The organism is Rhodoferax sp. TH121 (assembly GCF_002251855.1).
Taxonomy (GTDB): domain Bacteria; phylum Pseudomonadota; class Gammaproteobacteria; order Burkholderiales; family Burkholderiaceae_C; genus Allorhodoferax.
In genome coordinates this window covers 435,604-458,297 of the sequence record NZ_NOXW01000021.1, presented here as the reverse complement: position 1 = coordinate 458,297, position 22,694 = coordinate 435,604, and the positions used below count along the sequence as shown (strand labels likewise).

General features: G+C 63.8%; 27 protein-coding genes. 11 read left to right on the top strand and 16 right to left on the bottom strand.

Annotated features, from left to right (window positions below):
• The first annotated feature begins 61 nt into the window (after window positions 1-61).
• Both CHU94_RS12215 and CHU94_RS12210 read left to right on the top strand, forming a co-directional pair.
• Window positions 62-487 carry a hypothetical protein gene (locus tag CHU94_RS12215; RefSeq protein ID WP_094480219.1) on the top strand — a complete coding sequence of 142 codons (426 nt, stop codon included), beginning with the start codon at window positions 62-64 and terminating at the stop codon, window positions 485-487.
• Window positions 488-496: 9 nt separating this feature from the next.
• Window positions 497-1,255, top strand: a complete 759-nt coding sequence (locus CHU94_RS12210) for a sulfurtransferase (protein WP_094480217.1) — start codon at window positions 497-499, stop codon at window positions 1,253-1,255.
• Window positions 1,256-1,260: 5 nt separating this feature from the next.
• Here CHU94_RS12210 and CHU94_RS12205 read toward each other — a convergent pair whose 3' ends face one another.
• The 5 genes from CHU94_RS12205 to CHU94_RS12185 all read right to left on the bottom strand — a co-directional run bounded on the left by CHU94_RS12205 (window position 1,261) and on the right by CHU94_RS12185 (window position 4,411).
• A complete protein-coding gene (locus tag CHU94_RS12205; protein ID WP_094480214.1) occupies window positions 1,261-2,079 on the bottom strand; it encodes a DUF2145 domain-containing protein in 819 nt (272 codons plus the stop codon).
• On the bottom strand, window positions 2,076-2,477 hold the full coding sequence (locus CHU94_RS12200) for a hypothetical protein (protein ID WP_369597397.1): 402 nt from the start codon (window positions 2,475-2,477) through the stop codon (window positions 2,076-2,078). The genes CHU94_RS12205 and CHU94_RS12200 overlap by 4 nt, the downstream gene beginning before the upstream one ends.
• Before the next feature lie 163 nt (window positions 2,478-2,640).
• The gene (locus CHU94_RS12195) at window positions 2,641-3,192 is read right to left on the bottom strand and encodes a flavodoxin family protein (protein ID WP_094480210.1); all 552 of its coding nucleotides are present in this window, start codon (window positions 3,190-3,192) and stop codon (window positions 2,641-2,643) included.
• A 73-nt stretch (window positions 3,193-3,265) separates the two neighbouring features.
• Window positions 3,266-3,676: a DoxX family protein gene (locus CHU94_RS12190; RefSeq protein WP_094480208.1), complete on the bottom strand. Its 411-nt coding sequence runs from the start codon at window positions 3,674-3,676 to the stop codon at window positions 3,266-3,268.
• Window positions 3,677-3,709: 33 nt separating this feature from the next.
• Window positions 3,710-4,411, bottom strand: coding sequence for a pirin family protein (locus tag CHU94_RS12185; protein WP_094480206.1), 702 nt, complete (start codon window positions 4,409-4,411; stop codon window positions 3,710-3,712).
• A 121-nt stretch (window positions 4,412-4,532) separates the two neighbouring features.
• Between CHU94_RS12185 and CHU94_RS12180 the strand changes: the two genes are divergently transcribed.
• From CHU94_RS12180 to gluQRS, 3 genes are read left to right on the top strand one after another with little or no spacing between them, the layout of a single operon-like run.
• Window positions 4,533-5,474, top strand: coding sequence for a LysR substrate-binding domain-containing protein (locus CHU94_RS12180; protein WP_094480204.1), 942 nt, complete (start codon window positions 4,533-4,535; stop codon window positions 5,472-5,474).
• Between the two features lie 60 nt (window positions 5,475-5,534).
• The gene (locus CHU94_RS12175) at window positions 5,535-6,578 is read left to right on the top strand and encodes an NAD(P)/FAD-dependent oxidoreductase (protein ID WP_094480202.1); all 1,044 of its coding nucleotides are present in this window, start codon (window positions 5,535-5,537) and stop codon (window positions 6,576-6,578) included.
• Entirely contained in the window at window positions 6,575-7,561 is a 987-nt protein-coding gene (gene gluQRS / locus CHU94_RS12170) for a tRNA glutamyl-Q(34) synthetase GluQRS (protein WP_255033934.1), read from the top strand. The genes CHU94_RS12175 and gluQRS overlap by 4 nt, the downstream gene beginning before the upstream one ends.
• Window positions 7,562-7,602: 41 nt before the next feature.
• Here gluQRS and CHU94_RS12165 read toward each other — a convergent pair whose 3' ends face one another.
• Together CHU94_RS12165 and CHU94_RS12160 are read right to left on the bottom strand one after the other, a co-directional pair.
• Window positions 7,603-8,244, bottom strand: a complete 642-nt coding sequence (locus CHU94_RS12165; protein WP_094480198.1) for a glutathione S-transferase family protein — start codon at window positions 8,242-8,244, stop codon at window positions 7,603-7,605.
• 11 nt (window positions 8,245-8,255) lie between these two features.
• Window positions 8,256-8,687 carry a GNAT family N-acetyltransferase gene (locus CHU94_RS12160; protein ID WP_094480196.1) on the bottom strand — a complete coding sequence of 144 codons (432 nt, stop codon included), beginning with the start codon at window positions 8,685-8,687 and terminating at the stop codon, window positions 8,256-8,258.
• A 250-nt stretch (window positions 8,688-8,937) separates the two neighbouring features.
• On the opposite strand from CHU94_RS12160, the gene CHU94_RS12155 reads away from it, so the two are divergent.
• From CHU94_RS12155 to CHU94_RS12145, 3 genes are all read left to right on the top strand, one after another.
• The gene (locus CHU94_RS12155) at window positions 8,938-9,282 is read left to right on the top strand and encodes a hypothetical protein (protein ID WP_141211455.1); all 345 of its coding nucleotides are present in this window, start codon (window positions 8,938-8,940) and stop codon (window positions 9,280-9,282) included.
• Window positions 9,283-9,641: 359 nt separating this feature from the next.
• Complete coding sequence (gene trmB / locus CHU94_RS12150) at window positions 9,642-10,367, top strand: tRNA (guanosine(46)-N7)-methyltransferase TrmB (protein WP_255033971.1); 726 nt, start codon at window positions 9,642-9,644, stop codon at window positions 10,365-10,367.
• Window positions 10,368-10,377: 10 nt separating this feature from the next.
• Window positions 10,378-11,292 (top strand): pseudouridine synthase, encoded by a 915-nt coding sequence (locus tag CHU94_RS12145; RefSeq protein WP_094480192.1) that lies wholly within the window; start codon window positions 10,378-10,380, stop codon window positions 11,290-11,292.
• 75 nt (window positions 11,293-11,367) lie between these two features.
• Here the strand turns inward: CHU94_RS12145 and CHU94_RS12140 are convergent, their stop codons facing one another.
• The 4 genes from CHU94_RS12140 to CHU94_RS12125 are packed head-to-tail and all read right to left on the bottom strand — an operon-like array spanning window position 11,368 to window position 16,428.
• On the bottom strand, window positions 11,368-12,456 hold the full coding sequence (locus CHU94_RS12140) for a rhomboid family intramembrane serine protease (RefSeq protein WP_094480190.1): 1,089 nt from the start codon (window positions 12,454-12,456) through the stop codon (window positions 11,368-11,370).
• A 15-nt stretch (window positions 12,457-12,471) separates the two neighbouring features.
• The gene (locus CHU94_RS12135; protein WP_094480187.1) at window positions 12,472-13,542 is read right to left on the bottom strand and encodes a TIGR03790 family protein; all 1,071 of its coding nucleotides are present in this window, start codon (window positions 13,540-13,542) and stop codon (window positions 12,472-12,474) included.
• A complete protein-coding gene (gene pabB, locus CHU94_RS12130) occupies window positions 13,526-15,262 on the bottom strand; it encodes an aminodeoxychorismate synthase component I (RefSeq protein WP_094480185.1) in 1,737 nt (578 codons plus the stop codon). Before pabB ends, CHU94_RS12135 begins: the two co-directional genes overlap by 17 nt.
• A gap of 14 nt (window positions 15,263-15,276) precedes the next feature.
• Complete coding sequence (locus CHU94_RS12125) at window positions 15,277-16,428, bottom strand: transglutaminase family protein (RefSeq protein ID WP_094480183.1); 1,152 nt, start codon at window positions 16,426-16,428, stop codon at window positions 15,277-15,279.
• Window positions 16,429-16,556: 128 nt separating this feature from the next.
• Here CHU94_RS12125 and dinG point away from each other — a divergent pair, with 128 nt between their 5' ends.
• The gene (dinG, locus tag CHU94_RS12120) at window positions 16,557-18,713 is read left to right on the top strand and encodes an ATP-dependent DNA helicase DinG (RefSeq protein ID WP_255033933.1); all 2,157 of its coding nucleotides are present in this window, start codon (window positions 16,557-16,559) and stop codon (window positions 18,711-18,713) included.
• 63 nt (window positions 18,714-18,776) lie between these two features.
• Here dinG and CHU94_RS12115 read toward each other — a convergent pair whose 3' ends face one another.
• Window positions 18,777-19,406 carry a hypothetical protein gene (locus tag CHU94_RS12115; protein ID WP_141211454.1) on the bottom strand — a complete coding sequence of 210 codons (630 nt, stop codon included), beginning with the start codon at window positions 19,404-19,406 and terminating at the stop codon, window positions 18,777-18,779.
• 225 nt (window positions 19,407-19,631) lie between these two features.
• Between CHU94_RS12115 and CHU94_RS12110 the strand changes: the two genes are divergently transcribed.
• Entirely contained in the window at window positions 19,632-19,841 is a 210-nt protein-coding gene (locus CHU94_RS12110; protein WP_094480179.1) for a hypothetical protein, read from the top strand.
• On the opposite strand, the gene CHU94_RS12105 is transcribed toward CHU94_RS12110, so the two are convergent.
• The 3 genes from CHU94_RS12105 to CHU94_RS12095 are packed head-to-tail and all read right to left on the bottom strand — an operon-like array spanning window position 19,831 to window position 21,143.
• A complete protein-coding gene (locus CHU94_RS12105; protein WP_094480177.1) occupies window positions 19,831-20,181 on the bottom strand; it encodes a single-stranded DNA-binding protein in 351 nt (116 codons plus the stop codon). The genes CHU94_RS12110 and CHU94_RS12105 overlap by 11 nt on opposite strands.
• Before the next feature lie 2 nt (window positions 20,182-20,183).
• A complete protein-coding gene (locus CHU94_RS12100; RefSeq protein ID WP_094481038.1) occupies window positions 20,184-20,732 on the bottom strand; it encodes a lipocalin family protein in 549 nt (182 codons plus the stop codon).
• A gap of 48 nt (window positions 20,733-20,780) precedes the next feature.
• A complete protein-coding gene (locus CHU94_RS12095) occupies window positions 20,781-21,143 on the bottom strand; it encodes a DUF2237 family protein (protein WP_094480175.1) in 363 nt (120 codons plus the stop codon).
• 133 nt (window positions 21,144-21,276) lie between these two features.
• Here CHU94_RS12095 and CHU94_RS12090 point away from each other — a divergent pair, with 133 nt between their 5' ends.
• Window positions 21,277-21,723 carry a DUF3429 domain-containing protein gene (locus CHU94_RS12090; protein WP_094480173.1) on the top strand — a complete coding sequence of 149 codons (447 nt, stop codon included), beginning with the start codon at window positions 21,277-21,279 and terminating at the stop codon, window positions 21,721-21,723.
• A 97-nt stretch (window positions 21,724-21,820) separates the two neighbouring features.
• Here the strand turns inward: CHU94_RS12090 and CHU94_RS12085 are convergent, their stop codons facing one another.
• Window positions 21,821-22,597: a ferredoxin--NADP reductase gene (locus CHU94_RS12085; protein ID WP_094480171.1), complete on the bottom strand. Its 777-nt coding sequence runs from the start codon at window positions 22,595-22,597 to the stop codon at window positions 21,821-21,823.
• Window positions 22,598-22,694: the final 97 nt, after the last annotated feature.

Genomic DNA, 22,694 nt, shown 5'->3' with positions numbered 1-22,694 from the left:
TCAAGGCAGAGGAGTCAAAAAAGCGGGAACCCCCGCATCGATCCAATTTGGAGCAAGAAACATGGCCCCAACCGCCTTCCGCCCGCACGGTACTGCCCAAGTAGAGCTGTCCGGCGCCATCCTGACGGTGCACATGCGTGGCGACTGGAATGCAGAAATGCGCAATCAGACCTCGCAGCAAATACGTGCCTACGCCCCCGCACTCAATTCAGCCGGCCCCTGGGCCATCTGCAACATCCTGCATGACACACTGGTCTACAGCGAAGCGCTGTACACCAGCGCACGGCAAGACTATGCCTCCCGCCCCGCCGCGTCGCGCCTGCAGGCAGTGGCATTTGTCATTGGCCCCCACGTGGAAGGCGCCAGTCTGCTCGGGCCTCGTTACCAGACCTTGCTGGACGGAGTGATTGATGCCCAGGTGTTCCAGGACCTGCAGAGTGCGCAACGCTGGCTGCAAGAACAACTCGATCGCGTCGGACAATCTTAAAATCGCAGGGTGAACTCCATCCTGAACATCTCCACCTACAAATTCGTCCCCATCCACGATGCCCCTGCGCAGCGCGAATTGTTGCTGCAGCGTGCCCAGGCCCTGAACCTCAAGGGCACCATCTTGCTGGCCGAAGAAGGCATCAACATGTTCCTGGCCGGCCCGGCCGAGGACGTGCGGGGCTTTGTGGCCCAGCTGCAGACTGATCCACGCTTTGCCGACATTGCGCCCAAGGAGAGCTGGTCCAACACACAGCCTTTCAAGAAGATGTTGGTCAAGGTGAAGGGCGAGATCATCCGCATGAACCACCCCACCATCAAGCCCGCCAATGGCCGAGCCCCAGCAGTGGCGCCTGCCACCGTCAAGCGCTGGCTGGACCAGGGCTTTGACGACAACGGCCGCCCAGTGGTGACGCTGGACACGCGCAATGACTTTGAAGTGGATGAGGGCACGTTCGATGGTGCTATTGACTGGCGCATCACCAAGTTCACCGAGTTTCCCGATGCGCTGCGCAGCCACCTGGGCGACCTGAAAGACAAAACCGTGGTGAGCTTTTGCACCGGCGGCATCCGCTGCGAGAAGGCCGCCATCTTGATGCGCGAGGAAGGGCTGGAGCACGTTTACCAGCTCGAAGGCGGCATCCTCAAATATTTTGAAGAAACCGACGGCAGCCACTACCACGGCGGCTGCTTTGTATTCGACGAGCGCCGCGCCTTGGGTGCCGACCTGCAAACCGTAGGCCTGCAGGCCGAACCCGCGGCGTCCTGAGCGGTCTAGCGCTGGGTCACCAGCGGCTTGTCCACCAGCCCGGCGCGCGGCATCCAGTCAAACACCGAATCCACCGTCACGGTCTCGATCTTGTCCGCATACCGCTTCACATCAGGGTGGTCGTCAAAGGCCACATTGGCCTTGGTCATGCGTGCCCCCAAGCGGGTGAGCGCAGTGATGGTGAGCGTGCTGGGCTGGTAGTCCTGCGCCTTGAGCCAGGCTTGGGCCTGCTGCCGGTCCGCCACGGGCGCCTTGCTCTCGGCGGTCATGGCCAGGGCCACAGTCTCCATGGCCCACTGGTTCGACTGCTGGTACTTCTGCGCCCACGGGTAGCTCACCATGTTGTAAGGCTTGTGGTGCAGCTGCAGCGCCTGCTTCTCGTCCAGCAACACGGCCAGCAATCGCTTTTGCACCGCTTCGGTGGGTACCAGCCAGGCGGCCTCGTACTGCCACAAATCGTCCATAAAAAACTCGCCAAGGCCTTGGCGGTAGATCGCTGATTCCGAAGTCCCACACTGGTTGAGCTTGTGTAACACGCGCCACACCTGGCCACCCTGCCCGTCGGGCTGCTGGTACACAAAGCCCAGGTGCGAGTAACGAAGGCCGTACTTGCTGAGGTCCTGCCCGGCCCGTGCCATCACCACCACCCTGGCGCCGCTGGCATCCAGAGTCTTCAGGGTGCTGAGTGCCAGGCCCAGCGATCGCTCCAGCGTCTCGGCCTTCAGCGCCTGGGGCTCATTGCAAGGGCGCCCGGCGTGGGCCGGGGCCAGCAGGGCCAGCGACAGCAGGGCTGTTGCTGCGCCGCCGATACAGGGGCGTGTCATCGGCTCACTCGCTCGTTGTGCAGCAATGCCTTGCCAATTTCGTTGGGAATAAACGCAATCACGGTGCCCGCCACCGACAGCACCACACCAGCCCCAATCACACTCACGGTGACCACGGTACCCACGGCAGTGGATACGCCGCTGGCCACTTTGCCCGACGCCTCCACGCTCACGCGCGCGCCGTCCGACACCCGCTCCAGCAGGTACACCGTGCCCTTGGCCGAGGCCTCTACCCCTTTGATCACCAGCACTGCACCCGCCGTCGACAAGGCCACCGGCACCGCGACCACCGCACCTGCACTGGCCCCTACCACCGAGGCCACCGGCATGGTGGACAAGGCGCTAAACGCCGATGCGTCAGTCTGCGCTTGGGCATAAAAAGGGACTGCAGCGCCCATGGATATTGCGCAAGCAGCTAGCAAATGAATAGCACGACGGTGTTGCATACGAGCAGGAACCTCGGGTTGCTGGCAAAAGTGCCAGCGCCATCTTAGCAAGGCGCATAAAAAAACCGGGCAGGTGCCGCAGCACCCCACCCGGTTTTCCAAGGCGCCTATGCGATTAGCCGCGCTTGCCCGCCAAGGCAGCAATACGCTCGCCATATTTGCGTGCGGTTTCCAGGTCTCCGGCGTTCATTTCGTCGGCGCTGGCATCGCCCGGGGTTTGGGCAATGGGGCCGGCGTTGGACGCCATGTAGTTCACATCGGTGCGCTGCGAACCCTTGTGGTTGTTGTAGGCCATGCCAGTGCCCGCCCACAGGCCGCCGTGTTGCATGGCCAGGGTCATGAAGTAGTGCAGTGTGGAGTGCTTGTCGCCGTCCACGTTGGCGCTGTTGGTGAAGCCACCAAAAATCTTGTCTTTCCAGGCCTGCACATACCAGGGCTTGCTGGATGCATCGGCAAACTTCTTGAACTGCCAGCTCACGCTGCCCATGTAAGTGGGCGAGCCGAAGATGATCGCGTCCGCTGCGGCCAGCGTGTCCCAGGCGGCTTCGGGCACGTTGCCTTCGGCGTCGATGGTGATCAGGTCGGCACCAGCGCCCTGCGCCACCGACTGCGCCATGCGCTGGGTGTGACCGTAACCGGAATGGAATACCACTGCTACTTTTGCCATGTCAAAGCTCCTTGAAAAAGGTGAAGGTTAAGGCGAACAAAAAAGACCCGCAGCCTGCGGGTCCAAGGGGAAATCAGTTACCGCGCTTGGCATCCAGGCTCAGGGTACCGGGGCCAAAGGCAGTCAGCATGAGCAGACCACCGGCGATGGCGATGTTCTTCATGAACATGATCTGCTGCATTTGCGCAGCCTCGGGGGCCGCGGCCCAGAAGGCGTGGAAAAACACACCGGCAACCACCGTAAACACGGCCAGCACCAGCGCTGCGATGCGGGTCTGCAAGCCCAGCAACAGCGCAATGCCACCGCCCGCCTCGGCCACGATAGCCAGCACAGCGCCCACGACGGGCAGGGGTAGGCCTACGGAGCCGATATAGCCCACGGTACCGGCAAAACCGGCAATCTTGCTGATGCCCGCAGGCACAAACAAGGCTGCCAGCAGCACGCGGGCCACCAGGGCCAGGGGGTTTTGGAATTTGTCAAACATGGGGTTCTCCTTCGTAGGTAAAAAATTCAAACGTCAGGCTTCCAGATCAAACACCAAGACTTCGGCGTTTGCCCCGTGGGCCAGGGTAATGCGGCTTTCGCCCTCCAGCAGCGCGGCGTCTCCGGTCGAGAGCTTGGCGCCATTCACTTCCACACCGCCGCGCAGCACCTGCACATAGGCTTTGCGTGCAGAGTCCAAGGCCAGCTCGGCACTCTGGGCGCCGTCAAACAGGCCGCTGTAGAGCTTGGCATCGGCGTGGATCAGCACGCTGCCATCTGCGCCGTCGGGTGAAGCAACCAGTCGCAGCTTGCCCTGCTTCTCTTCAGTGGCAAAACTCTTTTGCTCGTAGCTGGGCGGGATTCCGCGCACATTGGGCTCAATCCAGATCTGGAAGAAATGCGTGGTCTCGCCCTGGGCGTGGTTGAACTCGCTGTGCTGCACGCCGGTGCCTGCACTCATGCGCTGCACGTCACCGGGCGGAATGCCCTTGACGTTGCCCATGCTGTCCTTGTGCGCCAGGTTGCCCGACATCACGTAGCTGATGATCTCCATGTCGCGGTGGCCGTGGGTGCCAAAGCCGGTCCCCGGGGCAATGCGGTCTTCGTTGATCACGCGCAGGTTGCCCCAGCCCATGTGGGCAGGGTCATAGTAGCCGGCGAACGAAAAGCTGTGGAACGACTTGAGCCAGCCATGGTCGGCGTGGCCGCGGTCTTGGGATTTGCGTAAGGTCAACATAGCGAAGTCCTTTCTGTTGTGTGTCTTGCTGATGGGTTGAACTTTAGGCTTCGAGCAGGGGTTTTCCATCCACGCTGTTTGATGGCATCATTCAAAGCAATTCAACTTAAACACCCGCTTCATGCAAAACGCCCGCGACTTCTTGACCCCTGACGCGCTCGCCATGCTGCAAACCATTGCCGTGGCCGGCAGCTTTGCCGCCGCGGCGCGCGAGATGGGCATGGTGCCCAGCGCGCTGACCTACCGGGTGCGGCAAATTGAAGATGCGCTGGATGTGCTGCTGTATGACCGCAGCTCCCGCCAAGCCAAACTCACCGAGGCTGGCGCCGAGCTGCTGCGCGAGGGCGCACGCCTGCTGGAGGAAATTGACGCCGTGGCCAACCGCGTCAAACGTGTGGCCACAGGCTGGGAGCCGCAGCTCACCATCGCCATCGACACCGTCATCTCCAAGCCGACCATCATGGAACTGTGCGAGAGCTTTTTCAGCCAGTCGCCGCCCACGCGCATCCGCCTGCGCGAAGAAACACTCTCAGGCACGCTGGAGGCACTCACGCGTGGCCAGGCCGACCTGGCCATTGGCGTGGGCCCGGACTCAGCACGCACCGCTGGTGTGCACAGCAAGCCGCTGGGCCACATCACTTTTGTGTACGCCGTGGCGCCGCACCACCCGTTGGCCAATGCACCCGAGCCGCTGTCGGACGAGGTGATCCAGAAACACCGCGCCGTGGCCGTGGCCGACTCCATCAGCCGTGGCGCCGGCCAGACCTTTGGCCTGCTCAGCGGGCAAGACGTGTTCACCGTGCCCACCATGCACGCCAAGCTGGACGCCCAGCTTCGCGGCCTGGGCGGCGGCAATTTGCCACGCTGCATGGCCGACAGCTACATCGAGACTGGCCGCCTGGTCGTCAAACGCACCGAACGCGCCCAACGCCAAGTGCCCCTGCACTACGCCTGGCGCCTGAGCAAAACCACCCAGCAAGGCCGCGCCCTGCAATGGTGGCTGAGCCAGCTGGAGAGCCAGGCCACGCGCGACGCATTGCTCGAAGAACACCGCAGCGCGTAAGCCAGCACCCCCTGGCCAGCGTGTATAAAGAGACCACTACAACTATTGGAGATCGCGCCCATGACCCAACCCAAAAACATCGCCATCGTGGGCGCCGGCATGGCCGCCATCACCTGCGCACGCACCCTGGTGCAAGCAGGCCACCGGGTGACGGTGTTTGAAAAAAGCCGAGGGGTGGGCGGGCGCATGTCCACACGCGACAGCGCGTTTGGCACCTTTGACCACGGCGCGCAGTACTTCACCGTGCGCGACGCGCGCTTTGCGCTGGCCCTGCAAACCACCGCCGGCCTGTGCCGCCCCTGGAGCGCCAACACCGTGCGTGTGCTGGACTCGCATGGCCGCGTGGCCGCCGCCGGCCTGCCCGCCCGCGAGCCACACTGGGTGCCCTCGCCCGGCATGAACGCGCTGGTGCGCGCCTGGGCCAAGCCCCTGGTGGATGCGGGCTCTGTAGAACTGCAAACGCGCGTCATGGCCATCGCTCCCGATGCCCTCAACAAAAAGCAATGGCAGCTGCACACCACCGGTGCAGACGACAGCAGCCACGTCTACAGCGGCTTTGACGCCGTGGTGCTGGCCATCCCCCACCCACAAGCACAGGCCCTGCTAGCCACCACGCCCAAGGGCGAAGCCTTGGCCAAGAAAACCAACAAAGTCTCCGTGGCCCCCTGCTGGACGCTGATGCTGGCCTTCCCGCAAGCGGTGCAGCCCGGCCTCACCACGCTGGGCCCCCAGTGGAACGCGGCACGCAGTACGCACCACCGCATTGCCTGGCTCACGCGTGAATCCAGCAAACCCGGCCGTGGCCGCGTGGAGCGCTGGACCGTGCAGGCCAGCGCCGCGTGGTCGCAAGAGCACCTGAATGACGACCCCGCCCGCGTGCAGGCCAAGCTCATCAAGGCCTTTTCCGAGATTACCGGCATCCGCGCCGAACCGGCCCACGCCGAAGTGCACCGCTGGATGTACGCCAAAACCGAGCAGCCCCTGGGCCACAGCCACCTGCTGGACGCCAAGGCCGGCCTGGGCGTATGCGGCGACTGGTGCCTGGGCCACCGTGTGGAAGACGCATTCATCTCCGGCCTGGAGCTGGCACTGCAAGTCGCTTGAAGTACCGCGGTCGTTTCGCCCCCTCCCCCACGGGCCCGCTGCACGCCGGCTCGCTGGTTGCTGCACTGGCCAGCTGGCTGGACGCACGTGCCCACGGCGGCCAGTGGCTGGTGCGCATCGAAGATGTGGACACCCCGCGCTGCGTGCCCGGTGCGGACCACTTCATCCTGCAACAGCTGGCCGCCTGCAGCCTGCAGCCTGATGCGCCGCCCGTCTGGCAAAGCCAGCGCAGCGCGCTGTACCAGCAGGCGCTGGACCAGCTGGTCAGCGCGGGCCTGGCCTACCCCTGCGCCTGCTCCCGCAAAGACATTGAACACGCCCTGGCCGCGCGCGGCGACGGCAAGCCGCGCCACGGCGAACTGGTCTACCCCGGCACCTGCAGACCCGAGCGAGGCGGCCTGCACGGCAAGCCTGGCCGCGCCTGGCGCCTGCACACCGACACTGCCATTTTTAAGCCAAATTGGCCTCTAACCCCCGTAAATACTGCGCAAGCAGCTCCTGAATCAGGAGCAAACCCAAGCAGTGCATTGCACTGGACCGACCGCCGCCTGGGCCCGCAATGCCAGGAGGTGGCGCAGGCCGTGGGCGACTTTGTGCTCAAGCGGGCCGATGGCCTGTGGGCCTACCAGCTGGCCGTGGTGGTGGACGATGCGGCGCAAGGCATCAGCCATGTGGTGCGCGGCGAAGACCTGGCCGACAACACCGCACGGCAAATCGGCCTGCAGCGCGCACTGGGCCTGCCCACCCCGCACTACCTGCACACGCCGCTGGTGCTGGGCGCGAATGGCGAAAAGCTCAGCAAACAAAACGGCGCGCAGGCGCTGGACACCGGCACGCCAGAAGCGACGCTGCGGGCATTGCACCAGGCCGCACACCTGCTGGGGCTACCCGAAGCACCGCCCGCTTCCAGCCAAGGCGACTGCCTTGCACTATGGACCCGCGCCTGGCGTTCAGGCTCGGGCCGAGGGGCGGCAGCGCTATAGCGGATGCGCTGCATGGGCACCCGAGAGCGCCAGCAGCCGATTCACCACTTGGGCAGAATGCGGTCGCCAGGCATCAGTGCGTACGGCGCCACCCAGCCGGGCAAGGCTGCCATACGCTGCGCCCAGGCGCCCACATGGGGGTAGCGCGTCAGCAGATCCAAACCACTTTCCTCTTCGGGATAAAAGACATAGCCGCTGAGCGAAAAATCCGCAATTGTGGGGGCTTCGCCTACCATGTAAGGCTGCTTTGCCAGGTGCTTGTTCACGATGTCGTAGGCTGCCTCAAGTCGGCCCTTGAGCCAGCCCATCACGGCCGGATCGGGCGCAGCAGGGCCAAAGGACTTGCTGAAACGGTAGCTGGCAAAGTAGCTGGTGAACTTGTGGTTATCGAACAAAATCCAGCGCAGCACCTCCAGCTTTTCCTCGGGCGTGGTGCCGCCATAGGCGCCGTGCTTGTCAGCCAAGTAGCTGAGGATGGCGCCGGACTGCGTGATGCGGCGCGCACCGTCTTCCAGAATGGGCGCTTCGCCCATCTCGTTGCTGGACTCTCGCCAAGCCGCTTCACGTGTAGCGCCATGCATGTAGTCCACATAGACCAATTCGTGGGGCAGACCCAGGGCGCGCAAAAAAAAGGCCACCTTGAAACTGTTGCCCGACTGGGCGAAACAATGCAATTTGTACATTCGGACTTCCTTTAGTTTTCGTCGATATAACCGCGCGAGGCTGCAGCCTCGGGGTCCTGAAAAATCGCCATGGCCGTACGCATGCGGCGAAAGCCAAACTTGCGGTAGAACGGCTCCTTGCCCGGCACCGCATACAAAATGATCTTGCCGTGCCCCCCCGACATGTCCACCAAGCGCGCCACCAGCTGCTGCCCCAGCCCCGTGCCCTGGTGGCTGGGCAAGAGCGCCACATCACACAGGTAGGCGCAGTCCACACCATCCGCCAGCACACGCCCGGCGCCCACCAGCACCTCACCGTCGTACACAAAACAGCAAAACATGCTGTTGCCAAACGCCACCTTCAGCCCCTGCGGCGTCTTGTTACCCAAGGGCGCAGCACGGTAGAGCGCAGCAAGTTCGTCCCAGTCCAGGGCGTCGGTAGATTCAGACCAGCGGTATGTCATGTGGGGGCGATTCAAGTGGGGCAGATTCCGTTGATCTTCACACGATTTGCTGGCATGGATGGCAGCCACCTAGCGTGTGTAGTGAATCTTCAACATCCCATAGCGCCACTCAAAGCGGACTTCTGAGCCCCTGGAATACCTGCCCAAAAGCAGACATCCGATCTGTTACAAATGAGGTGGGCTTGCCGAGGTCGCCTATGCGGCGGAAGCGGACGCTAGCGAATTCACCCGAACGGGGGATATTCAGGGCTTGGCTGAATTGTCAAAATCGAAACGACCTTCAAACATCATGACTGATCCAAGTTTGTGGAAGATCTGGGGAGTTGCCGAGGCGAACTTAAAAGACGCTCGTCGATACCTGGTCGAGTCGATTGCTGAAATCGACTCAGATCGCTATTCATTGACTCAGTTTGACGAATATCTTTCTCAGAATGAACTGGGCTTGGCATTGGGCGAGATTGCCAGCATTGCGGAGGAATTGGTTTGCAAGGCTGCATTCTGGCGGCGACTCGAAGCGGCGGCAGAGGTAATGGGGCGCACTCAGGCTGCAGCGAAATACAGGGAGAAGTTTCTTGCGGAAGTTAACCGGCACTAGGACGTTCAGCGACATGGGCAATAACGGGGACTTCTGAAACAACTACTTCATGGCAAGCTCTCTGCCTGATGAGGCGGATAAAGTATCTGCTGGCAGATATCGACCAACGCCTGCTTGCAGTCTTACCCGGACTCCTGGTCTAGTTGAATGAGCGAAGTTTCAGGCTGGATCACACAGCTCCAAAGCAGTCACCTGGAAAGGAATGCACCCGGCCCTCAGCGGCTGTCGACCTACTCCCGCCCATCGCCCCTGCATACAATGCAGGCCCGGCCTTTTTGCCGCGACTGCTGACCATGACCACCTCCACACCCGACACCACCCCGCCCGAGAACCCTGCCGACGAAGGCGCCAAGCCCTTTATGCGCACCGTCAAGAGTTTTGTGAAGCGCGCGGGCCGCATGGGCAGCGGGCAGATCAAAGCGCGGGAAGAGTTGGGGCCCAAGTTCTTGCTGCCTTACCAGCCGGGCGCTATCAATTTCGAAGCTGCTTTCGCAGGTGCTGCGGGGGCTAGCGGACCAAAAGATGCAAATACTGCAACCCAGCGCCCGGTGGTGCTGGAGATTGGGTTTGGCATGGGCGAGGCCACGGCGCAAATTGCGCTGACGCTGCCGGGCACCAACTTTTTGTGCTGCGAGGTGCATGAGGCCGGCGTGGGCGCGCTGCTCAAGCGCATTGGCGAGCACAACATTCCCAACATCCGCATCTGCAACCACGACGCGGTGGAAGTCATTGACCACATGCTGCCGATGGGCAGCCTGGATGGCGTGCACATCTTCTTCCCCGACCCCTGGCACAAGACCAAACACAACAAGCGCCGCCTGATCCAGAGCCCGCTGGTGGCCAAGCTGGCCGCGCGCCTGAAGGTGGGGGGCTACCTGCATGCCGCCACTGACTGGCAGCCCTACGCCGAGCAGATTTTGGAAGTGCTGAGCGCCGAGCCCAAGCTCAAGAACCGCGCCCTGCCGGACCACCCCGAGCTGGCTGGCTACGCGCCCAAGCCGCACTACCGTCCGCTCACCAAGTTTGAGAACCGGGGCATCAAGCTCGGCCACGGTGTGTGGGACGTGGTGTTCGAACGCGTCTAAACCCGCTGGCATGGCCCGCCACCGGCCCAACGCCCCGCCCGCGCGCAAGGGGGTGAGCCCCAGCTGTGTGGTGCTGCCCGCCGGCCCCTGGCCCACGCTGCTGGATTTTTTGCTGGAGCGTTTTCCATCCGTGCCCCCAGCAGACTGGCGGGCCCGGCTGGAGGCTGGTGAGGTGGTGGACGCCGAGGGCCAGACCGCTAGCGCCCACGACGCACCCACGCCGGGGCGGCGCCTCTACTACTACCGCAGCGTGCCCGCCGAGCCACGCATTCCCTTCGAGGCCACGGTGCTGTGGCAAGACGAACACCTGCTGGTGGTGGACAAGCCGCACTTCCTGCCGGTCATCCCCTCGGGCAAATACGTGCAAGAGACCTTGTTGGTGCGGCTCAAGGCGCAGCTGGGGCTGGATGCCCTCTCGCCCATCCACCGCATTGACCGCGACACGGCCGGGCTGGTGTTGTTCTCGGTCAACCCCGCCACGCGCAATGCCTACCAGGCGCTGTTTCGCGACCGGGTGGTGGACAAGACCTACCAGTGCATTGCCCCCAGCAATCCCGCCCTGCCCTGGCCCATCCACCGCGAGAGCCGCATTGGCCAGGGCGCCCACTTCATGCAGCAAGCCGAGGTGCCGGGCCCCGTGAACGCGATCACTGACATCGACGTGCTGGAGACCCACGGCGCCTGGGCCCGCTACCAGCTGCGCCCCCTGACCGGCCAGCGCCACCAGCTGCGCGTGCACATGGCGGCGCTGGGCCTGCCGCTGTTGTTCGACGGCATCTACCCCACCCTGACGCCCGAGGACGCCACCGACTACCGCCGCCCACTGCAGCTGCTGGCGCAGCACATTGCCTTCACCGACCCCATCACCGGCGAAGCCCGCAGCTTTGCCAGCCAGCGCAGCCTGCTGACACTGCAAAATTTATAAGAAATATGGCCTTAAAGGCCGTGGTTACTGCGCAAGCAGCTCCTAATTCGATAGCAGAAGTACGCCCCAGCCGGGCTACGGCGCGCTCGCCGGGGCCGATGCGGCAGGCTGGGCTGGCTGCAGCGCGGTGGCATCCCCCCGGCGCAGGCCCTCTGACTGGGCGCGCGCCGCCTCCGCACGCTGCACCGCATAGGCCTGCAGCGCCTCCAAGGTGGCAGCAGATGGCGCCTGGCCGGCCGGGGTGGCGGCGGTCAGGTAGTCGAAGCTGCGTTCGTAGCCCACGGCCACTTCGTCCAAGCGCCCGGCCAGTTGCTCAAAACTCAGCCCTTCTTGCGGGCCGCGCTGCACCAGGCTGCCCCAGCGCTGGCTGATCCGCTCGTCGTCTTGCAAAAACCGGGCGATGCTGGCGCGGGCCTTGAGCTCCTCCCCCATCAGGTAGGGCGGCGCGGGCAAGGCGCGCCACAGCACCACCACCAGCAGCACCAAAGCGGCGACACTGCCGCGCCGCCAGCTGCGCACGGGTGGGCTTTGCGCCGTCCAGGGCTGGGCCAGCAGGCCGCCCAGCAGCGCACCGGCCAACAGGCCACCCGCGTGCGCCGCGTTGTCAATGCCGGGGAGCACCAGGCCTAGGCCCAGCATCAGCGCCGTAAAAAACAGCGCCCCGCCAAACAGCCAGCGGAACTCTGACCGGTCCACCTGCCGCCGCTCGCGCCACAGGCACACCAGCAAGGCCCCATAGAGGCTGAACACGGCGCCCGAGGCCCCGCCCGACACCGCCTGGTTGCCCTGCACCACCAGCGACACGCCGTTGCCCAGCACGCCGCTGCCCAGATACAGCGCCGCAAAGCGCCCGCGGCCCAGCAGGCCTTCCATGAGGCGGCCCACATCCCACAGCGCCCACATATTGAGCGCCAGGTGCATGACCCCAAAGTGCACAAACATGGCCGTCATCAGGCGCCACCACTGGCCGTCTTGCGTGGCGGGCCCAAAGTTGGCGCCCCAGGCCAGCGGCACACCTTGGGCCGCATGCCACCAGCCGGCCCCGGCCAGCAGCATGGCCAAAAACACCGCCACATTGAGTGCGATGACCCCGCACACCACCGGCGCGGCAGACGCTGGCGCGCGCATCAGATCGGTCAGCGAACGGTGGGGGCTGCTCTGCATGGCAAGGCGATGCTCTTAGCGCAGCACAAACGGCGCGGCCAGCGGCTCGCCCACCAAAACGCCTTGGCCGGGCCAGGCCACGCTTTTCCAATAGGCCTCCAGCGCGGTGGCGCCCTGCAGGTAGTGCAAAAGCAGCACCTGCGGGTGCGGAAACTTTTGCAGGTGGTTGCAGGGCTCGCTCACCGTGCCGTAGCTGGCGGTGGCGCCCGCTTCCAGCCACTCCAGCACGCTCATCTGACCATTGCCATCCATCAGCTGCCCGCCAAAGGAGGTGAGGTGGTCGGCCAGCGCGCCGGGAATCCACTGCTGGGGGTCGATAGGGTTTTGTCGGGTCAGCCCGGTCTGGTAGAGCACCACGCGGCGCAGCGGGTCGGGGTCGGCCTGCTCGCGCCGCACCACGGCCACGCCGCTTTGGCCCATGCGCCCGGCGGGCGGAAACAGGGCGGCACGCACATTGCGCGCCCTATCCTGCGTGTTGACAAACACCGCAAAGGCCGAGGGTGCCCCCAGTTTGCCCAACTTGCCATCGGCAGCCACGCCACGGTCAATCAGGGCCTTGGCACTGGCCACCGAACGCGAGGCCAGCAGCATGGACGGGCGGATACCCAGCTCGGTGAAGGGCTTGTGGGTGCGTGCATTGAAATACGGCGACGCCCGGCTGGGTGCACAGGTTTTGCGGCAGGCCTCGGGCTCAAAGCCCAGGCTCAGGGCCGAAGTGATGGAGTTGCACTCCACGGCAAACGGCTGCGTCCACGCCAGCGCCAATGCCTGCACCTGGGGCGGCATTTGCTCGCGCACCTGGCTGTAGAGCGCGCCAAACTCCAGCACATTCAGGCTGTTGCGCACCGGCAGCTCCACGCGCACGATGTGCTCGGGGGCAATGCCGCGCTGGGCCGCGTAGTACTCGCCCACCTCCACCGAATAGGGGTCGGCGGTGTTGATGACCAGGCCCACATCGGCCGCGGTGAGCCGCCCGGCAATACGCGGCACCGAAGTCTGGGGCGGCTCGGGCGCTTGTTGCGCCCACGCCCATGCAGCCGACAGCAGCAGCCCCAGCACCACCCAACGGCTACACCAGCGTTGCATCGAGCCACCCTCGCAAACTGTTGATAAACGCCAGGCCTTGCGCACGTGGCAAGTCTTCTACACGCACCACGGCTTCTGTCAGGCGGCCGCTCTGCAGATGCAGCGCGCGGCCCACACCCGGCAGCAAGCCGCAGGCCAGCGGCGGCGTGACCCAGCGGCCGTCCAGCTGCACCGCAATATTGCCGCGCGTGCACTCGGTCAGCTCGCCCTGCGCGTTGAACAGCAGGGTGTCGAACACCGTGGCGTCGGTGGGCGTGAAGGCGTCGTAGTGGGCACGGCGCGTGGTCTTGTGGCGCACAAACTCGCTGTGCGCCTCGGCAATCGGCGCCTTCGCCAGCTGCAGGCGCACGGGCTGCGGCGTGTCCGCCAGCGCGAAGGCTTGGGCCTGACAGTGCCCGTTGGCCGACAGCAGCAGGCGCACGCGGTACGCGCCCTGGGGGTGCGCTGCCGCCAGAGCCTGCAGGGTCTGCAGCGCGCGGGTGCGGTCCCACGGCGTGCCAAAGTGCTGGGCAGCACCCGCCATGCGGTCCAGGTGCAGATCGACATGCGGCAACTCCCCGTCGCACAGCGCCAGCGTTTCCAACAGTTCAAAGGGCTGGCTGGCACGCTCCAGAAACATGCGTTTGCTGCGCCACTCATTCCACTCACCCTCGGCTTGCGCATCGAAGGTGATGCCACTGCCAATGCCGCAACGGGCCGTGTCGCCTTGCACGGTGACGGTGCGAATCGCCACATTGAAAGTGGCGTGGCCACCGGGCCGCACCACGCCCACAGCGCCGCAGTACACACCCCGCTGGGCAGGCTCCAGGGTTTTGATCATGCGCATGGCCTGCACCTTGGGCGCACCGGTGATGGAGCCGCAGGGGAACAGCGCAGTGAACACATCCAGCAGCGTGGTACCGGGGCGCGTGCTCGCTTCCACATCCGAAGTCATTTGCCACACGGTGGGCAGTGCCTCCAGGTGGAACAGGCGCGGCACCCTTACGCTGTGCGGCTGTGCGACGCGCGACAGGTCGTTGCGGATCAGGTCCACGATCATCACGTTCTCGGCCCGCTCCTTGGGCGTGTTGCGCAGTTGCGTGGCATTGGCAGCATCGTCCTCGGGCGTGGCGCCGCGTGCGGCCGTGCCCTTCATCGGGCGGCTCAAGATGCGCTCGCCATCCCAATCAAAAAACAGCTCAGGGGACACCGACAACACCTGCTCAGTGCCTGCGTCAATAAAGGCGCTGTAGGCGCGGGGCTGGGCGCGGCGCAGCGCCGCAAAGTAGGCCAGGGCACTGCCAGAGAACTGCGCCTGCAGTGGCGCGGTGTAGTTGACCTGGTAGAGCTCACCAGCCGCAATGGCGCGGTGGATCTCGGCCATGTTCTGGTCAAACACGGCCCGGCTCACGCCCGTATTCCAATGCACGGTGGGCTCCGACTGGTCTTCGGCGGTGTACTCTGGCAGCGGCTGCGTGTGCACCCCAAACCAGGCCAGCGGGCCATCGGCCGCACGCACCTGCAGCGCCGCATCAAACGCGGGCGCCGCCTCGTAGCGCACATAGCCCACGCACCAGCGCCCTTGGCGGCTCAACGCATCCACCTGCGCCAGCACAGCGGCCACCTCGTGCACCGCATGCGCCACCAGCACCTGATCGGGCTCCCCAAACGCCAGTGGCACGGCAGTGCCAGCAGGCTGTCGGGGATTGGCAAAATCGATCAGGGCATGGGGATGGGGCATAGGCAGTGCGGATGTTACGCGGTGATTTCCCGCGCGCTGATCTGGTACTTGAAGTCGTCGGGCGCGTAGGAGTCCAGGCGGCCCGCAGCTGTCTCGGCCGTGGGGTACATGAAGAAGCCCAGCTTGGGGCCGGTGGACTGGGGCAGCACCACGTCGTGGGCCACGTTGTAGGCCATCCAGTTGCCCTCCCAGCCACCAAACAGGCCCTTGTTCACCGGCGCGACCAAGGGGTTGCTGGCGGACTTGATCCACTCGGGGGTTTCCTGGCGCATCACCTTGGCTACGTCGGCCGGATCCATGCCCACCCAGCCATGGCCTTTGAGGTAGACCTCGGCACGGCAGTGCTGCGCGCCCTTGAGGCTAGCGGAGTTGCCACCCAGCTCGCGGTAGCCAAAGGCGCTGGGCGCCACACGCAGGCCGTACACGTCACGTGCGGGAACACCCACCGCGCGGCACAGGCCCACAAACAGTGCGTTCAGGTCAGCGCACTTGCCACCCAGGTTGTTGGTCTCCAGCATGGTCTTGATGTCGCCCTCGCCGCAGCCGCGCACCTTGGGTTCGCGGAAGGTATTGGTGACGATCCAGTCATACAACTTCTGCACCTTCTCCACATCGGTCTTGGCGCCGCGGGTGGCTTCCAGGGCTGTGGTGCGCACGATGCCGTCGGTGGGCAGCAGTTCGGTGGGCTGGGTCCAATACTTGAGACTGGCGGCGTCTTCGGCGGGGGTGGACTTTTGCGTCCAGTCCTGGGCGCGGTTTTGCGTCTGGATGCGGCTGGTCAGCTCCACAAAAGGCTTGGCCTGGTCAGCCGCAAACTCCACAAACAACATGCGCGCGCCATAGGTGTTGTCGTCTTCCAAGCGGGCGGTGCCATTGGTCTGGTAGCTGCTCTCCATTGACTTTTGCCAGTCGCTGTTGACCGAGGGAATGGGCAACCACAGGCGGGTGGCGCCCTGGGGCTTGGCAATGTCCACACGGGTGGTCACTTCAAAGGTGCGCCACGCGCCCGGCTTGGGGCTGAACTGGCGCTCGGCCGCGCTCGTCGATTGTGCAAAATTAATAGCAGGTAGCGCAGTACCCACGATGGCTACAGCCGAATTGGCCATAAATTTACGGCGCGAAGCCACACGGGAAGCCACGGGGGCAGAGGAAGTAACGGGGGTCATACAGAGATCTCCGGGTGGATGAAAAGGCAGCGCGTACGGCGTAACACAAAGTACCCCGGGGTGGCGCAGGCCCGATTATCCCTGCTGCCTGTATATTCAGCCCTCCCCCGCGCTGAAGGTCCTCCCCGTTGTCTGACTTTTCCTCCCTGCCGCCTGCCAGCGCTGCCCTGGCCCAGCACGCCCTGCACGCCTTTGAGCAAGTGGTGGGCAGCACGTCCGGTTTTCGTCGCCGCCCCGGCCAGCACCAAATGGCCGAGACCGTGGCCGCCACGCTGGCGCAGGCCGACATTGGCGAGCACCCCAACCCCACCAAAGCCATTGCCGTCATCCAGGCGGGTACCGGCGTGGGCAAAAGCGCAGCCTATGCCAGCACGGCCATTGCCATGGCGCTGGAACGCAAGACGCGCGTCATCATCAGCACCGCCACCGTGGCCCTGCAAGAGCAGCTGATGACCAAAGACCTGCCGGCCCTGGCGCGCAGCATGGACCAGCCCTTTGCTTACGCACTGGCCAAGGGCCGGGGCCGCTATGTTTGCAAGGTGAAACTGGAGCGGCTGGAGGGCAGCGGCGCGGCCGAGGACGACATGTTTGACGACGACCTGCCGCAGCCCAAGGTGTCTGCCCTGTCGCAAGAAGCCATCGAAGAGCGCCGCCAATCGCTCTATGAGGGCATGGCCCACAAGCTGGCCGTGGTGAGCTGGGATGGCGACCGCGACACCCTGCCCGACACGCCCGACCCACGCGACTGGTCGGCCGTAGCCGCCGAGCGCCACACCTGCACCGCGCGCCACTGCCCGCGTTACAAGGAATGCAGCTACTACAACGCACGTACCAAGTTGGCCGAGGCCAATGTCATCGTGGCCAACCACGACCTGGTGTTGGCTAGCCTGGGCATGAAGACCCTGCCCGACTTGGACAATTGCCTGGTGGTGTTTGACGAAGGCCATCACCTGCCCGCCGTCGCGCTGGACCAGTTCTCCAACGCCATGGACCTGAGCAACCTGCGCTGGCTGGACAAGCTGCCCAAGGCCATGAACGAAGTAGCCGGCAAGCTGGCACTGCATGTGGGCGAAGACGTGCAAACCGTGACCAGCCAGCTCAAGGGCGCACTGACCACGCTGGCCCGCATGGCCATGGACCTGGTGTGGGCCCACACCGGCCAGAACGCGCGCGGCGAAGGTAACGATGGCACGCTGCGATTTGCCAATGGCGTGCTGCCCGAGGCCATGCATGAGCCAGTAAACCAAATCCACGCGCAAGCCAACGGACTGTCCAAAGCCCTGGAAGCGCTGGGTGTGGACGTGAAGGCCATCGCCAAGGACGACCCCAGCCAGGCAGTGCTGTGCGCCCAGCTCTATGCGCAGCTGGGCGGCATTGCGCCGCGCCTGGGCAGCCTGGTGTCTACCGCGCAGCTGCTGCTGGAGCATGGCGAACAGCCCTTGGCCAAATGGCTGCAGGCCGAGAGCGAAAACGGCTACCTGACGATGACCGCCCACGCCTGCCCCATCGTCCCTGGCGACCTGCTGCGCCAGTTTTTGTGGAGCCAGGTACGTGGCGCCATCGTGACCAGTGCCTCGCTCACCAGCTGCGGCAGCTTTGATTACTTTTTGAAAGAAGCCGGGCTATCCAACAAGCCCTATGTCACCGCGCTGGAAGTGGCCAGCCCCTTCAACTACGCCAAACAAGGCAGCCTGACCGTGGTGCACACCCAGGCCGATCCCAAACACGCTGACGCCTACACCGCCGAGATGGTGCGCGCGCTGATGGAAGACATTGAGGGTGTGAAACGTGGCGCGTTGGTGCTCTTCACCAGCCGTGCGCAGATGCGCGCCGCCACCGACGCCCTGCCCGGCCACCTCATGGACATGGTGCTGGTACAGGGCACGCAGTCCCGCACACGCCTGCTGGCGGCCCACGCCGAGCGCGTGGAGAGCGGTATGCCATCGGTGCTGTTTGGGCTGCAAAGTTTTGGCGAGGGGCTGGACCTGCCTGGCGCACTGTGCGAGACCGTGTTCATCGCCAAACTGCCGTTCGCGCCGCCCAGCGACCCCGTGGACGAAGCCCGCGCCGAATGGCTACGCAGCGTGGGGCGCGATCCGTTCAACGAACTGGTGATCCCTGCCACGGGCGTGAAGCTGCTGCAATGGACCGGCCGCGCCATCCGCACCGAAGAAGACCGCGCCCAAGTGATTTGCTACGACAAGCGGCTCACACAGACGAGTTATGGCAAACGCATGTTGGCGGGATTGCCGGCGTATAAGCTGGGGACGCGGGTGCTGGCCTAATGCCATAGGCTTGGAGCTGCCCACGCGACACGCGTCAGCCCCCAACGCCGCTGGCTTGGTGCGTCACCAAGGCCGCCCCTTCGTGGAATATCGGTCATCAGACCACGTGGCCACCAGCGTTTGCGCGTACTCCGACTTCGAGAGCGTTTCTTCGTAGCCAGCCCCTGTGGTCGCCAGCAAGAAATAACTGGCCTTGGGGTGAATCAACTTTGCATTGAAGTACGCTGACGCAAGCGAAACCTTGTCTCCGTCGGGCGGATCCCGATACCACGCGCCAAACGTGGCCTCGAGATCACTGAGGCGAACCGTATTCGGTCGCAAGACTGCCTGGATCGCGACAACTTGGCGGAATTTTTCTTGCCGTTGGCCCGGCGCGGTGCGCTCGCGGTGAATCATGAATTCCGACACGACAGGGTGCTGAGCAAGGTAGGCAGCACCCCAATCCGCGAGTTCGGTCCGCCGGGGGCGGGTGGAAAGTTCACCCACCTGCCGCATCACCTCGTCGAAGTTTCTGGTTCTGGCAAGGACGGCGAAAACCTCAAGAAGGATTTTCAGATCACGCATAGTTGTAAGGAGTGTGGAGGCAGGATGGGCGCCCTTGGCAACTTCGCCATTCGCAGCCAAGTTGAGCATAGACAACAAGGCGGCGGGCATGATGCGGATTGCCACGATTCGTCGATAGCGGCTGGTCATGGATGGCCGCCTGAGGAGCTGGGACTGTGGCGCCCCCCGACGGGAGCGATGTGGCATGGACTCAAGATGGTCTCCTATTAACTATTAATATTGAATGCGTGATTTATATCCGTCTCGTCATTTACCGATGTTCGCGACAGCACCTCCAACAGGTGCAGGGATCTCAATCGGGGTGCATGGGTAATAACGCAGCGTAGAAAATACAGTTTTGCACTGAAAGCACTTGTGACATCCTCCCCCGCCCACGCTGACCTAATTGCCACTTACCGCAGGGCGGAGGCCGAGGCGACGCACAAGTTCGGATTGATCAAGGCGGCAGCCAACAAAGGGCCCAAAGCGATTCAGGCTGCCACAGACACGGCAGCCAAGGCCGCCAAGCGCCGGGATTCGTATGCCAAGAAACTGCAGGCGCTGGGGGTGGAGCTCAAGGACTGAGGGGCGCCTCGCCCAATCCACCCAGCACGTGCTGCTTGCGTGCCGCGTGGTAGGTGGTGAGCACCTGGGTAGCCACCATGTCCAGCGCAGGGCGGGTGTTGCCTTGTTTGTCGGTCCACACCTTGGGCGTCAGTGCGCCGGCCAGTGCCACCGAGTCGCCATCGTCTAGAGCCATCAGTGCAGCGCTGGCCTCAGCTGCGAATGTAATCACGTTGACGATCAGGCTCTCTCCATCGCCCGCCATAGCTTTGACCTTGGCCAGCGCAAACGTGCTGCCGTTTTTGCCTTGGCGGGTTTCGGCCAGACCGACCAGGTGACCGGCAATCAATCCGTCAATCATGCTTACTCCTGCGGGCTCAGTTCCAAACGGGTCATGTCAAAACCGCTCTGGGCCAGGCGGGCCAGCAAGGCTTGGTAAGCGGCGGGTTCCACCTTGGGGGTACGGGAGAGTACCCAAAGGTATTCGCGCTCTGGCTCGCTCACGGCCACCAGTTGGTACTGCGGGTCCAGGTCGATGACCCAGTAGTTGCCCCACACCATGGGCAAGAACGACAGCCACGCGGGCGCAAATCGCACCTGCAGTTTGGGGGAGTCAGCAGCCCCTATCTGGCGGGCGGCGCCCAGCGCTTCGGTGGTTTGGCCATCGGACATGACACAGCGGTTGCGCACTTGCACGGTGCCATCCGGCATGGCTTGGTACTCGGCGCGTGTGTTGCGGACGCATTTACTCTGGAAGCGGTTGGGGTACTTGGCAATCTCATGCCAGGTGCCCATGTAGCGCGCCACATCGAGCGATGGGATGGGCTGCAAGGGCGGCTTGTCGCTTTGTGCCATTGCCACGCCACTGGCGAGAGCTGCAGAAAGTGCCCACAGAAGAAAGTGTTGTTTCATGCGCGCAGTATGCATGTGCGCCAGACTTCATCGGTACAGCACCGAACGTTATTGCAAAGCATGGGCCTTCAGTTGCTCCAGAGTCACACGCTCCAAGGCTTTGATGTGAGTCGCCTCCAGATGCACAGGTGGGGCCACGCCCGCTTGCAATGCCTCCAACCAACGGTTGACGCACAAACACCAACGGTCGCCAGGGCGCAAGCCCACAAAGCGGTATTCGGGACGCGGGGTGCTCAGGTCGTTGCCCCTTTGCAATGAATACGCCAAAAAGTCGGCCGTCACTTTGGCGCACACCACGTGGGTGCCATGGTCGTGGGCATCGGTGTTGCAACAGCCATCGCGGAAAAACCCGGTGAGGGGGTCAAACGAGCAGGCTTGCAAGGCGGTACCTAAGACATTCAAGGCGGTCATTCTCAAATCGCTTTCAGAGGCACCACAATGGCCCCCAACGGACACACATGGCGAGGTTTCCCACACAATACGGGCTCCGAATGCTGCCACAGTGGCTAGCAACTTTTTTGCATACGGACATTCAGGACGCCCCATGACTGCCGCCCCACCCCAGTCCCATCCCCTTCCGCGCTGGGCAGCCCGGCTGGGCTATGCCGGTGCGCTGCCGTTTGTTGCGCTGGCCGCCGCTACCTGGTGGGCACCAGCCGACTACCGCAGCCAAGCGGTGCTGGCCCTGCTGGCCTACGGCGCCAGCATTGCCAGCTTTATGGGGGCCATCCACTGGGGCTTGGCCATGCGCGGGCCGCTCACACCGCAACCTGGGCCATTTGTGTGGGGCGTATTCCCCAGCCTGGTGGCATGGGTGGCGTTGCTGTTGCCAGTGGCACAAGGCCTGGTCACGCTGGCCTTGCTGCTGGGCATCTGCCTGGCGGTGGACCGGCGCAGTTACCCGGCGTACGGCCTCACAGCTTGGCTACCCATGCGCCTGCACCTGACGCTCGCGGCAATACTCTGTTTGCTCGCTGCTGCAGTGGCCTGAACCTCACCGACACACAGCCAACCCAATTCCAGTGCCTTGAAAAAAGGCCTGCAAGCAGGCCTTTCAGGTGACACGCGGGCCGCGTGGGCCGAAGCGCTTATTGCTCTACAAACGCACGCTCCACCACGTAGTCGCCAGGCGTGGTGGTGTTGCCTTCCTTGAAGCCCTTGGCGTCCAGGATTTCGCGCATGTCTTTGTTCAGACCGGGGCTGCCGCAGATCATGATGCGATCGGTGGCGGGGTCCAGCGGGGGCAGGCCCAGATCGGCGGGCAGCTTGCCGCTCTCAATCAGCGTGGTGATGCGGCCCTGGTTCTCAAAGGCTTCGCGGGTCACCGTAGGGTAGTACAGCATCTGGTTCGTGACCATCTCACCCAAAAACTCGTGCTTGGGCAACTCGTTCTTGAAGTAGTCGTAGTAGGCCAGCTCTTTGACCTCGCGCACGCCATGCACCACAATGACCTTCTCGTACTTCTCGTAGGTCTCAGGATCGCGGGCCACGCTCAGGAAAGGCGCCAAGCCGGTGCCACTGCCCAACAGGTACAGGTTTTTGCCGGGCAAGAGGTAGTCGATCAGCAAGGTGCCAGTGGGCTTGCGACCCACCACAATCTTGTCGCCCACCTTGATGTGCTGCAACTTGGAAGTGAGCGGGCCGTCCTGCACTTTGATGCTCAAAAATTCCAGATGCTCTTCGTAGTTGGCACTGACGATGGAATAGGCGCGCAGCAAGGGCTTGCCGTTGTCTTGCATCAGGCCGATCATGGTGAAGTGGCCATTGGAGAAACGCAGGGCCGGGTCCCGAGTGGTGGTGAAGCTGAACAAACGGTCGGTCCAGTGGTGTACGCTTAAAACTGTTTCTTCCAGAAATGCACTCATGGGGGCCTTGGTGAAGGTCAATCGTTGGGGAGGGCCCGCGGCCACTTACGGCCAGGGCGAAGCCCTATATTGTAAAACTCCATACCCCAGCGCCTTG